11 protein-coding genes are annotated in these 13,231 nt (G+C 73.8%); 7 read left to right on the plus strand and 4 right to left on the minus strand.

Annotated features, from left to right (window positions below; translation table 11 throughout):
• Positions 1-53: 53 nt before the first annotated feature.
• Positions 54-596 (minus strand): GNAT family N-acetyltransferase, encoded by a 543-nt coding sequence (locus OG937_08185; GenBank protein WUD71671.1) that lies wholly within the window; start codon positions 594-596, stop codon positions 54-56.
• 69 nt (positions 597-665) lie between these two features.
• On the opposite strand from OG937_08185, the gene OG937_08190 reads away from it, so the two are divergent.
• Both OG937_08190 and OG937_08195 read left to right on the plus strand, forming a co-directional pair.
• The gene (locus tag OG937_08190; protein WUD71672.1) at positions 666-1,529 is read left to right on the plus strand and encodes a DUF6528 family protein; all 864 of its coding nucleotides are present in this window, start codon (positions 666-668) and stop codon (positions 1,527-1,529) included.
• Positions 1,530-1,756: 227 nt separating this feature from the next.
• A complete protein-coding gene (locus OG937_08195; protein ID WUD71673.1) occupies positions 1,757-2,761 on the plus strand; it encodes an aldo/keto reductase family protein in 1,005 nt (334 codons plus the stop codon).
• 58 nt (positions 2,762-2,819) lie between these two features.
• Here OG937_08195 and OG937_08200 read toward each other — a convergent pair whose 3' ends face one another.
• From OG937_08200 to OG937_08210, 3 genes are all read right to left on the minus strand, one after another.
• On the minus strand, positions 2,820-4,778 hold the full coding sequence (locus OG937_08200; protein WUD71674.1) for a primary-amine oxidase: 1,959 nt from the start codon (positions 4,776-4,778) through the stop codon (positions 2,820-2,822).
• 104 nt (positions 4,779-4,882) lie between these two features.
• Positions 4,883-6,430, minus strand: coding sequence for an APC family permease (locus OG937_08205; protein WUD78672.1), 1,548 nt, complete (start codon positions 6,428-6,430; stop codon positions 4,883-4,885).
• Between the two features lie 57 nt (positions 6,431-6,487).
• Complete coding sequence (locus tag OG937_08210; protein WUD71675.1) at positions 6,488-7,453, minus strand: hypothetical protein; 966 nt, start codon at positions 7,451-7,453, stop codon at positions 6,488-6,490.
• A gap of 282 nt (positions 7,454-7,735) precedes the next feature.
• Here OG937_08210 and OG937_08215 point away from each other — a divergent pair, with 282 nt between their 5' ends.
• From OG937_08215 to OG937_08235, 5 genes are all read left to right on the plus strand, one after another.
• The gene (locus tag OG937_08215) at positions 7,736-9,073 is read left to right on the plus strand and encodes a hypothetical protein (GenBank protein WUD71676.1); all 1,338 of its coding nucleotides are present in this window, start codon (positions 7,736-7,738) and stop codon (positions 9,071-9,073) included.
• A gap of 333 nt (positions 9,074-9,406) precedes the next feature.
• Complete coding sequence (locus tag OG937_08220; protein ID WUD71677.1) at positions 9,407-9,982, plus strand: IS607 family transposase; 576 nt, start codon at positions 9,407-9,409, stop codon at positions 9,980-9,982.
• On the plus strand, positions 9,979-11,436 hold the full coding sequence (gene tnpB, locus OG937_08225) for an IS607 family element RNA-guided endonuclease TnpB (GenBank protein ID WUD71678.1): 1,458 nt from the start codon (positions 9,979-9,981) through the stop codon (positions 11,434-11,436). The genes OG937_08220 and tnpB overlap by 4 nt, the downstream gene beginning before the upstream one ends.
• A 223-nt stretch (positions 11,437-11,659) precedes the next feature.
• Positions 11,660-12,763, plus strand: coding sequence for an oxidoreductase (locus OG937_08230; protein ID WUD78673.1), 1,104 nt, complete (start codon positions 11,660-11,662; stop codon positions 12,761-12,763).
• Positions 12,764-12,772: 9 nt separating this feature from the next.
• Positions 12,773-13,204: an ankyrin repeat domain-containing protein gene (locus OG937_08235; GenBank protein ID WUD71679.1), complete on the plus strand. Its 432-nt coding sequence runs from the start codon at positions 12,773-12,775 to the stop codon at positions 13,202-13,204.
• Positions 13,205-13,231: the final 27 nt, after the last annotated feature.

Genomic DNA, 13,231 nt, shown 5'->3' on the forward strand with positions numbered 1-13,231 from the left:
TGGACTACCGGTGCATTATTGCGGAGCCCGGCCGCCCGGCCGCGAGCCTGGGCCTATGCCGCGCCGGAGTCCCGGCCCAGACGCTTCTCGAACCAGTGGTCGGCGTAGCGTTCGCCGTTGTAGTCGGGGACCTCGTGGTAGCCCAGTTTCGCGTACAGGGCCCGTGCCTCGACCAGGTCGGCCCGGGTGTCGAGGCGGATCACGGCGGCGCCCAGTCGTTCGCGGGCCGCGCGTTCGGCGGCGGTGACCAGGAGTGCGGCGCCGCCGGTGCGGCGGGCACCGGGGACGACCCACACGCGGCGCAGCTCGGCGACACCGGGGGCCAGGAGGCGGACGCCCGCACAGCCGGCCGGCTCGCCGTCGTGGCGGCCGACGAGGAAGTGCCCGTGGGGGCCGGCGAGGTCGTCACTGGTGTGCTCGGTGAGCAGGTCGTCGATCTCGCGCGGGGTCATCGGCCTGCCGTAGTAGCGGCTGACGATGTCGTCGTAGTACCGCCACAGCAGGTCCCTCGACACGGGGTCGTCAACGGCGAGCGGGGCGATCTCCCATACGGGCGAAGCGTGGACGTTCGGTCGCGGTACGGTCACGCGGCCCATCGTGGCAGCACCCGGCGTCGCTATCCTCCGAATATTCGTTGGCACGTCAACGACATACGGGGGCACGACATGACGCGGCACGCCGCGCGGAAGAGCCATCCCATCGCCACCGCCGACCAGTCCTGCAACGGCGTCCTGGTCTTCGACCCCGACGCCCAGGACTGGTCGCGGCCCGGGGCCGTGACCTGGCGCTGGAGCGCGCCGGGCGGGGCCGGCACGAGCTGGCAGCACCTGTCGGACGTGCGGCTGCGCAGGACGCAGGCGTACGGGCGGGTCGTGCTCGTGGCCGCGTCCGGCGGCCGGGCGGCGATGGTGCGCGAGGACACCGGGGCCATCGTGTGGCAGACGGTGACCCCGGCCGACAGCCCGCACGCCATCGAGCGCATCCCGGGCGGGGTGATCGTGGTGGCCTCCGGGGCGCCCGGCCGGCTGCGGCTGTACGCGGACGCGGAGCAGACCGCGCCGTTCCGCACCGTGCCGCTGCCGAGGGCGCGCGGGGTGCTGTACGACCCGGAGCACGGGGCGCTGTGGGCGATCGGCGCCGCGCGGCTGGTGCGCTACGCGGTGTCGGGCCGGGGCACGGCGACGACGCTGACGGAGCACAGCGCCGTGGGCTTCGAGGGCGAGGGCCGTGATCTGCAGCCGGTGTACGGCGACCCGGGGTCGCTGTGGTTCACCGACACCTACGGGGTGTACCGGCTGGACGTCGCGTCCCGAAGGTACCGGCAGGTGGACGGGGCGAGCGGGGTGAGCGCCTACACCAACCAGCCGACGGGGACGCGTATCCGGGCCAGGTCGCAGGCGACCGGGCCCCGTGGCGGGGGCGGCCCGACGGTCGAGTTCCTCGACGCCGACGGGACCCCCGTGTACGCACGGACCCGCCCCGGCGCCGCCTTCGCCACGGTGCGCCTGTGGACCCCGGACTTCCGCTGAGGCCGGTCGCGGCCGGGGCGGCCGGCGACCGGGATCCGGGTCCGGCGCGGGCGACCGGGGTACCGGCCCCCGCGCCGGTACGGAGACATGTAATGATCAGATGTATTTGCCCCTGCCATCTTTCCCGCGGCCGACGCCCGACCGGGCGCCGCGCCCCCGGCGGGCCCCGGTGCGCCAGCACCCGGCCGGCCGGCACCCACGGACACGCCACCGGAGGCTTCGCTCCCATGGAATACCGCCATCTCGGCCGTAGCGGCCTGGTCATCAGCGAGATCGCGTACGGCAACTGGCTCACCCACGGCTCGCAGGTGGAGGCGGACGCCGCCACGGCGTGCGTGCGCGCGGCACTGGACGTCGGCATCACCAGCTTCGACACCGCCGACGTCTACGCGGGCACGCGTGCCGAGTCCGTCCTCGGTGAGGCGCTGAAGGGCGAGCGCCGCGAGGGCATCGAGATCTTCACCAAGGTCTTCTGGCCGACCGGTCCGGGCCGCAATGACCGCGGGCTGTCGCGCAAGCACATCATGGAGTCGATCGCCGGCTCGCTGCGCCGCCTGCAGACCGACTACGTGGACCTGTACCAGGCGCACCGCTACGACGTGGACACCCCGCTCGAGGAGACGATGGAGGCGTTCGCCGACGTCGTCCACTCGGGCAAGGCCCTCTACATCGGCGTCTCGGAGTGGCCGGCGGAGCAGATCCGGCGCGCCCACACCATGGCGCGGGAGCTGCGCATCCCGCTGGTGTCGAACCAGCCGCAGTACAACGCCCTGTGGCGGATCATCGAGGGCGAGGTCGTCCCGACCTGCGAGGAACTGGGCATGGGCCAGGTCGTCTTCTCGCCGATCGCGCAGGGTGTGCTGACCGGCAAGTACCGGCGGGGGCAGGAGCCCCCGGCGGGCTCGCGTGCCACCGACGACAAGGGTGGCGCGGGCATGATCTCGCGGTGGATGAGCGACGAGGTGCTCGACGCCGTCCAGCAGCTCCAGCCGCTCGCCGCGGAGGCCGGGCTGTCCCTGGCCCAGCTGGCGGTGGCGTGGGTGCTGCAGAACTCCAACGTCTCGGCGGCCATCGTCGGCGCGTCCCGTCCCGAGCAGGTCGCGGAGAACGCCAAGGCGGCGGGCGTCGTCCTGGAGAAGGAGCTGATGGCGCGGATCGAGGAGATCCTGGAGCCGGTCGCCGAGACCGACCCGAAGCGGGTCCACGAGAACGTCCCTGCGCACCGCTCCTGAGCGGTGCGCCCCGGCCCCGCGGTCCGCACGGACCGCGGGGCCGGGGCGCGGGTTCGCGTCAGGCGGTGTGGCAGTGGCCCTCGCCGCGCGGGGTCTCCTTGGGGAGGTCGAGCGCAGGGTTGCGGTCGAAGAAGCCGGTGGGCTTGAGCGTGAAGCCGCTGTGGTCGACGGGCATGACCGGCCACTCCTCCAGCCGCGGCAGGTGGGTGGGCCCGAAGGTGTGCCAGACGGTCAGCTCGGTGTCCTCCAGCGACTCGCCCGCCGCGGTCCAGCGGGGCAGTCCGGCGCCGCCCGCGTTCTGGTTGGGGTAGTCGCCCGCGGGGAAGCGCCGCTCGGGACGGTGGCGGGTGACCCACACGTGCTTGGTGCCGTAGGCCATGCGCCGGGCGACCGCCGAGTCGGGCTGGGCGAGGACGACCGGGCCGGGCTGCGGCACGAGCGTGTACGCCACGGGCTTGCCCATGCGGTTGAGGGAACCGGGGTTGGTGATCCGCCAGCGGCGGCCCGCCAGCGGGTCGGCGAGACGGCCGCCCGCGGCACTGTCGGCGAGGGGGGTCACCCGGGTGGTGAAGACGTTGCCGTTGGGGTTGTCCGGCCCGCTCGGGACGGGGACGACGTCCACCTCCTCCACGGTGTTGGCGTGGCCGTCGACGGCGGCGTCCAGCCGTACGCAGAACAGGTGCTGGTGGAACGGGGCGAGCAGGCCGGGCGCGACCTCCGTGCCGACCGCGTCGGCGGTGCCGGGCTCGACGGCGGAGGTCTGCACGATGCCGGTGGACTTGGCCTCGAAGCCGATCGTGCCGTCCTGGTGGAAGTACCAGTAGAAGCCGTAGTCGTAGTTGCCGACGGTGGCGATGTAGGAGACGACGAGGCGGCGCGCGCGACGGCTGTCGGCGGCCATGTCGTTGAAGATGTCGGTGTGCTTCCACAGGAGGCCGTAGTCCTCCTCGTGGATGCAGATGGCGTTGGGCAGCGTCTCGGGGTTGCCGAGGTCGTCGGAGAGGACGGCGTCGAGGTAGGTGATCTCGCCGAGGCAGTCGCAGCCGAGCTTCAGGGCGTTGGCGTTGCGGCCGAGCGAGTACTCGCCCGCGTCGAGGAAGGCGACCCAGTTGCGGTCGTCGCCGGGCTCGGCGTAGGCGACGGCCATCTCGGCGAGTGAGGCGCGGTGCAGGACGGGGCGGACGCGGTCGCCGTCCTCGTAGCCGATCTGGTGCAGGACCAGGCCCTCGCGGCCGTTGAAGTCGATGCGGAAGCGCCACTTCTGCCAGGTCATCAGCCGGCCGCTGAGGGCGAAGGACGGCCCCTCGGGCTGGGTGATCTCCAGCGGTCGCAGGTCGGTGCGGGCCGGGCCGTTGAACTCGGCCTCGTAGCGGCCGCATTCGGGCGGGATCGGCACGGCACCGGTGTCGATCAGGCGGACGACCTTCCGCTCGATGACGTCGACGTCGGCGACGAGCCCGGCCACCGGGTGCGCCCACGGGCTGTCGGAGGCGTTGCAGCGCAGCCAGGTCAGGGAGCGCATGAGGCGGGCGCCGGGCCGGTCCTCGAAGCGCAGCGGTCCCGCTCCGAGGGGGGCGGCGACGGCGAGGTCGAGGTCGGTGACGCCGCGTTCGGCCATGGCCTTGCGCCAGCCGGGGTCGGCCTTGACGACCTGCTCGACGATCTCGTACTCCTCGAAGGTGACCGGGGGCTGGCCCTCCTCCGCGGTGTCGAGCGCGCGGTGGGCGACGACGACGCCCGCCGTGACGTCGACCAGTGCCTCGGCGGCGGCGCCGGTGGCCGAGTCCAGCAGGGTCACGCGCAGCCGGCGCACCACGGGGTCGCCGTCGCGATGGGCGTCGGCGGTGTGCCTGTCGGGCTCGTCGAGCAGGACGAGGGGGAAGCGGGTCGTGTCGGTGACCCTGCCGTCCTCCGTGAGGATGCGGCGGGCGGCGGATATCTCGTCGGCGGTCAGCGGGTCGAGGGGGTGGGGCGCGGCGGGCGCGGCGTCGGCGTCGGTGTGGCAGCAGGAGGACATCGGGGCAACCCTCTTGTCGGCGTTGGTCGTTGCGCTGTCGGGCGCTACGGACATGGAACCGGCCCGCCGCTCCCCCGGCCAGGGGTGCGACGGGCCGGTCGGGGTCAGGAGCCGGTGGTCTCCGCGTCGGTGGCGGGCACGGCCTCGCGCGCCTGCTCGATCCGGAACGCCTCGTTGCCGAGGCCGATGCGGGCGTGCACCTCGGGACGGGTGGCCCGCAGGACCGCGCCGTACACCAGGCCACCGACGACGGTGACGCCGATGATGGCGGGCAGGATCCAGGAGACGGCGGAGCCGTCGCCGGCGACCAGGACGTCGAAGTCCTTGACGGCGTAGACGGCGATGACGACCAGCGCGATGCCCGCGAGGGCGGAGGCGACGATCCGCGGTGCCTGGGTGCGCAGCGCGCCGCGCCGGACGAAGTAGCCGATGACGGCGAAGGACGCGGTCGCCAGCAGCACGATGACGCCCAGGGCGCCGACGTTGCCGAACCAGGTGAAGAGCTTCAGCACGGGCGCGGTGGGGTCGTGGTCCGCCGCGGCGCTGCCGTCGGTGACGGCGAAGGCGACCACGAAGCCGAGGGACACCAGGGTCTGCAGCAGCGAGCCGAAGGCGGGGGCGCCGCTGTTGGGGTTGGTACGGCCGAAGGCCTGGGGCAGCAGGCCCTCGCGGCCCATGGCGAAGGCGTAGCGGGCGACGACGTTGTGGAAGCTGAGCAGGCAGGCGAACATGCCGGTCACGTACAGCACGTGCAGGACGTCGGTGAAGGCGGCCCCGATGATCGACTCGCTGAGGCCGAAGAGCAGTCCCGGTCCCTGCTTCTGCGACACCTCCACGATCTGCGACGGGCCGGCCGCGACGCTCAGCGCCCAGGAGCTGATGGCGAAGAAGACGGCGACGAAGGTGACGGCGAGGAAGGTCACCCGGGCGACCACGACCTGCGGGCGGCTGGTCTCCTCGGCGTAGACGGGCGACTGCTCGAAGCCGACGAAGCTGGCGATGCAGAAGCACAGGGCGGTGCCCAGGCCCGCGCCGCTGAGCGTGCTCGGGTCGAAGGCGTGCAGCGACAGGCCCTCCTTGGCGGGGCTGCCGATGGCGGCGACGTCGAAGATGACGACGAGGGCGATCTCGATCAGCAGCAGGACGCCGAGGACCTTGGCGTTGACGTCGATCTTGAGCCAGCCGAGCGCGCCGACCGCGAGGACGCCGAGGACGGCCGGGATCCACCAGGCGATCGTGGTGTCGAGGTAGGTCTGGAAGAGCCCGGAGATCTCGAAGCCGAAGAGGCCGAAGACGGCGAACTGCATCGCGCTGTACGACACCAGGGCGACGAGCGACGCGGCGGCGCCCGCGGTGCCGCCGAGCCCGCGGGCGATGTAGGCGTAGAAGGCGCCCGCGTTGTGGACGTGGCGGCTCATCTCGGCGTAGCCGACGCTGAAGAGGATGAGTACCACGCCGAGGATCACGAACAGCAGCGGCTGTCCGACGATGCCCATCACGCCGTACGTGGTGGGCATGACGCCCGCGACCACCATCAGCGGCGCGCTGGCGGCGACCACGGAGAGGAGCAGGCCGGACATGCCGAGGCGGTCGGCCCGCAGGGCTCTCTCCTCGCCTTTGAACGTGCTGATCCCGCTGTTGCCCGTCAGCATGGCGGTTCCTTCCTGGGAGGGGTTGGGGTGGTGCTGGTGCGTCATGCGGTGCGGGCCCTACGGGGAGCCGGGGCCGAGCACGGCCTCCCGCGCGGCGCGGAAGGCCTTCTTGGGGTCGCGGTCCGGGTAGGCCCACGGGGTGCGGGTGGCGTGCGCGCCGATCCGGTTGAACAGGGCCGCCGCCTCGGCGTTGCGGCCCTGGAGGAACTGCGCGTGGACGAGGAAGTTGAGGTCGAGGTGGAGGCGCGGGTGGTCGTGCCCGTCACCGTCCCACTCCAGCCACCAGTCGAAGCCCCGCTTGAGCGCCTGCCGGGCCCGCCATCCGTCCCAGTGCCCGGAGGCCGCGGGATCGGCGGGCAGGGTCCCGGCGGTGGCGAGGACCCGGTACAGCTCGGCGTGGGCGACGACCGGGAGGACGGCCAGCGGTGAGCCGGCGGGCGCCTCGCCCGCGGCCCAGTCGGCGAATTCGTACACCTCGTGGAAGGGCCCGCCGTCGGAGGCGGCCTGGGGGCGTTCGGCGAGGCAGGCGGCCATCAGGTGGTGGCCGTGGTGATGGCCGCGGTGGCGGCCGCGGACCTGGTCGAAGGCGCGCATCTGCTCGTCGTCGGTGCCGGTGTGGCGGGCCAGGATCAGCAGGCAGAGCCACGGCGTGGGGTCGGCCGGGGTGAGCGCGGCGGCGGCGAGGCAGGTCTCGCGGGCCCGTTCGGGTTTCTCCTTGCCGGCGACGGCGCGGAACACCGTGGCGCAGGCCAGCAGCGCGGCCGCGTCGGTGCTGCCGGGTTCGGCGAGCTGCCACTCGCGGGCCCAGGTGGCACTGGCGCCGCCCTCGCCGAGGACGACCAGGCGGTGGCCGCGCCGGTCCCAGTCGTCGCCGGTCTCGGCGAGCAGGCTGCGGGCGGTGGTCCAGCGTCCCTGGGCGAGCGCGGCGCGGGCGTCGGCCAGCGGCTCGTCGTCCAGGGCAGGGTCGAACCGCAGGTCGTCCCGGGAGCGGGAGAAACCGAACGGGGGTGGAGGAGGAGTCATCCTCGGGGTGCCTCCACGGCGCGCACGTGATGTCCGGCCCGGGGCGGGGCATCCCGTTCGGCGTCCGGTGATCGCTTGATCACACAAAGCCAACCGGTATGAGCAGGTCCACTTCAAGTCCGGGCCTGTTGTCTCGATGTAGTCCCGCACACGCGTCCGAACGGCGGCGGGCGCCGCCGGACGGCACGGGACACGGATCGGGACGGATCGCGGCGATCGCCTGCGCCGCACCGCCCGCGCCTGATATTCGAACGTACGAATATGAGACGAAGGAGCAACGCCGTGGCGGACGACACCGCGCCGGCACCGTCCCATCCCCTGGCGTCCGTCCGGCGCAGCCACGGCTGGAGCTACCAGGACCTCGCCCGGGTCGTCGCCGACAACGCCCGTGCCCTCGGCGTGCCCATGGCGGCCCGTCGGGAGAAGGTGTGGCGCTGGGAGCACTGGGGCGTGGTGCCGGAGAGGGACAGCCAGCGGGCCCTGGCCCGGGCCCTGGGCGTACCGCTGCGGGAGGTGGACACCCGCCCGTGGCCCGGCTGGTTACCGTCCTTCGACGGCATCCCCGACGGGCTGCCGTGGACCCGGGCGGGTGGTCTCGACGCGCTGGACGCCCTGCTCGACGGCGGCGGACGCGACCCGCGGGGCCACCCCGTGCTGGAGGGAGCGGAGTTCGGCGACGCCGTCGCCGACTGGGCGGCCGCGACGGACGGTGAGAGGGACGGCGGGAGGGACGAGCCGCCGCGGGACGACGCCGTCGCGGGCCGGGAAGGGACTGCGGCCGGCGAGGAGACCGTGGCCTGGCTGGAGCGCGGCGTGCTCGGCCTGCGCCGCCTGGACGACCGGCTCGGCGGCGCGGCCGTACGGCACCGGACCGAGGCCGATCTGCGGATCGCCCTGGACCTGCTGCGCCGGGGACCGTACCGGGGCGGGCTCGACGCCCGTCTGCTGCGCGTCGCCGCCGGACTGGCCCAGTTGGGCGGCTGGGCGGCGACGGACTGCGGACGGCACGGGGCGGCCCAGCGGCACTACCTCACCGGGCTGCGCCTCGCGCACGGCGCACAGGACCGCCCTCAAGCCGCCAACCTGTGGGCGGGACTGAGCCTTCAGGCGGTGTTCGCGGGCCGCCACGACGACGCCCTCGCGGCGGCCCGGGCCGCCGAGTCCGCCGCGGCCGGGGCGACCTCGCGCACCCGCGCGATGCTCGCCACCCGCCGGGCCCGGGCCCACGCCGGGCTCGGCGAGGACGCGGCGTGCCGCCGGTCGCTGGAGGAGGCGGGGCGGCTGCTGGACACCGCGCCCGCCGACGACGACCCGTCGTGGATCTACTGGTTCGACGAGGCGGAGCTGTGCGCGCAGAGCGGGATCGCGCTGCTGGACCTCGGCCGTGCGCAGGAGGCGGCCCCGCTGCTGGAGAAGGCACTGGCGATCCAGGACCCCTTCTACCGGCGCGACCGCACCCTCTACACCGCGCGCGCCGCCCTCGCCCGGGCGCGGACCGGCGACCTCGACACCGCCCGAGCCCTCACCGAGGATGCCGTGGACCTCGCCCGGGACTGCGGGTCGCCCCGGGTGGCCATCGCCGTCGAACAGGCCAGGACGACGCTGTCGCAGGCCCGTTGACGACCCGGCCCCGCCGGACCGGCACCGCGGCCCGGCGGGGACGCCCCGGCGGCCACCCGAACCGGGAGCCCCCCAGCCGCAGTTGGGGTCCGGGGGCCGCGCGGCGCATCGCGTCGCGCGGCCCGGAAGCCCCAGGCGCCCCAGGGAGGCAGCGGTCCACGGCCCCGGAAGACCCGCCCGACGCGGGGACACTATGGGCGTCGTAACCGCAGGTCCCGGGCCGCGCGGCGCATCGCGCCGCCGACCCGGAAGCCCCAAGCGCTCTGAGGGGCCGCCAGCTGTTGCGTGATTCGTTAGTGAATCTCAGCCTTTCTCATCCGCTATCTTGATCGCGTGAAGCTTTCCGAGTGGGCGGCACGCAACGGCGTGCACTACCAGACCGCGTGGGCGTGGGCGAAAGAGGGCCGTATGCCGGTCCCAGTGCGCCAGACGCCATCCGGCACGTGGCTGGTCGACGAGCCCGCCTCGGAGACGTCCGGCCGCGTCGTGGCGTACTGCCGGGTTTCGTCGGCGGACCAGAAGCCGGACCTTGACCGGCAGGTGGCCCGCGTGGTCCAGGGGGCCACCGGTCTCGGCCTGCCGGTTGCGGAGGTCGTGACCGAGGTCGGCTCGGGGCTGAACGGGCGGCGCCGCAAGCTGCACCGGGTTCTGTCCGACCCACAGGCGGCTGTGATCGTGGTCGAGCACCGCGACCGGCTGGCCCGGTTCGGCGTCGAGCACCTCGAAGCGGTCCTGTCGGCGTCCGGGCGGCGCCTAGTCGTCCTCGACCCCACCGAGACAGCAGATGACTTGGTGCGCGACATCACCGAGGTGCTGACGTCGATGTGTGCGCGTCTGTACGGGCGGCGGGCGGCGAAGAACCGGGCCGCTCGCGCGGTGGCTGTGGCAACCGGCGAGGCCTCCGAGTGAAGAAGTTCCGGCCGCAGTCCGGGTTCGTGGCGCAGGCGTACCGCTTCGCTCTGGACCCGAACGCCGTCCAGGAGCGTACGCTGCGTTCGCACTGCGGCGCGGCCCGCGCGGCGTACAACTGGGCTGTTGGCTGGGTGACCGCCTCGTGGTGGCAGCGCCGCGCGGAGGAGTCCTACGGCGTCCCCGAGGCCGCGCTAACGCAGTGGCGGCCGTGGTCGCTGCCGTCGCTGCGGAAGGCGTTCAACGAGGCCAAGCACACCGACCCCAGGTTCGCGGACTGGTGGGAGGAGAACTCCAAAGAGGCGTACTCCACCGGTCTGGCGAACGCGTCGGCGGCGTTCGACAACTACGCGAAGTCGAAGAACGGCAAGCGCAAGGGCGCCCGAATGGGTGCGCCGCGGTTCAAGTCGAAGCGGAAGGCTCGCCTTGCCTGCCGGTTCACCACCGGCACGATCCGCGTGGACGCCGACGGCCGGCATGTGACGCTGCCGAGGCTGGGCACGATCCGTACCCACGAGCCCACCCTCAAGCTCCTCGCCCGCGTCCAGGCCGGGACGGCGCGGATCCTGTCTGCGACTGTGCGACACGAGCGCGGGCGCTGGTTCGTCTCCTTCCAGGTGGAGGTGAAGCGGGACATCGAGCGAGTCAAGCGTCCGGACACAGCGGTCGGGATCGACCTCGGAGTCAAGGCCCTCGCGGTGATGGCGGACAGCACGGGCGAGATCCGCACCGTCGCCAACCCCAAGCACTACGACACCGCGCTCAAGCAGCTGTGCCGCGCCTCCCGCGTCGTCTCCCGACGCCAGGGCCCCGACCGGCGCACCGGACAGCAACCCTCCCGCCGCTGGGAGAAAGCCAACGCCGCCCGCAACCGCGTGCACCACCGGGTCGCGAACCTCCGCGCGGACGCCCTGCACAAGCTCACCACGAGCGTTGCCGCCGAGTACAGCACGATCGTGGTCGAGGACCTCAACGTTGCCGGGATGCTCCGCAACCGGCGCCTCGCCCGCCGGATCGCCGACGCCGGGTTCGGCGAGATCCGCCGCCAGCTCACCTACAAGACCCGCCAGCGCCACGCCACCCACATCGTGGCCGCCGACCGCTGGTACCCGTCCTCCAAGACCTGCTCCGGGTGCGGCGCGGTGAAAGCCAAGCTGCCGCTGCACGTCCGGACCTACGAATGCGACGCCTGCCACCTGGTCGTCGACCGGGACGACAACGCCGCACTCAACCTTGCCGCACTCGCGGTGGCCTGCATGACTGGTACCGGAGTGGCCGGAGACCAGGACACCGCCCCGGTGGTGTCGAAGCCTCGTGGAGCCGACCGTAAGACCCGCGCCACCCGCCCCCGCCACAAGGCGGAGGCGGGGCGGGCAGGTGGCGCAACCCTGCCGCACCAGCGGCAGACAGAAGCGAGAGACCGTCCTCAAGCCGAAGCCCTCACGCTTTGGTGATGTGACGGACCTTCCAGGCAGAAATGCCCGGAATGCTGAGAGCCGCTGAGGCTCTGAGCAACGGCAGCGGTCCACGGACTCCCGGAAGGCGCACCGGCGAGGGGATGTCCGGTCGCGCGGGCCGACCGCGTACCAGAAGCGGTGCGGCGCGGTGCGCCGGAGGCGGTCTGGTGCGGTGCCGCGCGGTGGGCTACGTTGCCGCGCCATGACGCCGATGACGCCGATGGGGACGATGGGGACGATGCGACGGGTGTGGACGGCCGTGCTGTGCGGGGCGGCGCTCGCCGCGCTGACGGCGGCCCCGGCCCACGCGGCGGGTGAACGGCCCGGTCCGCGCTGGGAGCTGAAGGAGACCGGCAGCACCGCGCGGTTCCGCGGGCTGGCGGCGGTCAGCAGGAACACCGCCTGGGTGGCCGGTTCCGAGGGCAAGGTGCTGCTCACGGTGGACGGCGGACGCCACTGGGCGGACGTGTCGCCACCGGGCGTCGCCGAGCTGCAGTTCCGCGACGTCGAGGCGTTCGACGCGCGGCGCGCGGTGGTGCTGGCGATCGGCGAGGGCGAGGCGTCCCGTGTGCTGCGCACCCAGGACGGCGGCGCGACCTGGACGGAGACCTTCCGCAACACCGACCCCCGCGCCTTCTACGACTGCGTCACCTTCTTCGACGACCGGCACGGCCTCGCCGTCAGCGACCCGGTCGACGGCAGGTACCGGATGCTGTCCACCGGTGACGGCGGCCGCAGTTGGCGGGTGCTGCCCTCCGCCGGCATGCCCCCCGCGCTCGCGGGCGAGGCCTCGTTCGCGGCGAGCGGTCAGTGCCTGGTGAGCCGTGGCCCGCGCGACGTGTGGCTGGCGACGGGCGGGGCGTCGCAGGCCCGCGTCCTGCACTCCCGCGACCGGGGGCTGACCTGGACCGTGACGGCCTCCACCCTGCCCGCGGGCGACCCCGCGAAGGGCGTGTTCGCGCTGGCGTTCCGCGACGCGCGGCACGGGATCGCCGTGGGCGGGGACTACCGCCCCGACCAGGCCTCCCCCGACGCCGCCGCGGTGTCCCGCGACGGCGGCGCCACCTGGACCGGCTCCGGACGCCCCCCGGCCGCCTACCGTTCGGGGGTGACCTGGCTGCCGTACTCCTCGCGCGCGGCGATCGCGGTCGGGCCGTCCGGCAGCGACCTGAGCCTGGACGGCGGCCGGACCTGGCGGACGTTCGACCCCGGGTCCTACGACACCGTCGACTGCGCCCCGGACCTGGGCTGCTGGGCCGCCGGTGAGCAGGGCCGCGTCGCACGCCTGGGGATCGGCTCCGGCGGCGGGGCCTCCCGCCCGTAGCCTGCGTTCGTGAACCGCAGACGCCGCAAGAAGCTGAGCCGAGCCCTCGTGTGGGCCGCGAGGAGCGGTGAGACCGGGACCGTGCGCCGGCTCCTGCGGCGCGGCGCCTCCCCCGAACTCCCGGACGCGGACGGGACGACACCGCTGTACGCGGCGTCGGCCCACGGCGCGGCGGACGTGGTGGGGCTGCTGCTCACGGCGGGGGCCCTGCCCGACACCGAGAGCGGTCATGGGGACGAGGGCACACCCCTGTGCGGGGCCGCGTGCTGGGGACACACCGAGACGGTGCGCCGCCTCCTCGCCCAGGGTGCCGATCCCCGCCTGCGCGAGGACCGGGGCACGGGGCTCACGCCGCTCGAATGGGCCGAGCGCGGCCCGTACCCGCAGACGGCGGCACTGCTGCGCGCCGCGGCAGATTCCCGTCCGCCCACGGCCGGGTAGGACGGCCAGATGGCACGGCGCGCCGGT

This window comes from Streptomyces sp. NBC_00510 (genome assembly GCA_036013505.1).
GTDB lineage: Bacteria > Actinomycetota > Actinomycetes > Streptomycetales > Streptomycetaceae > Actinacidiphila.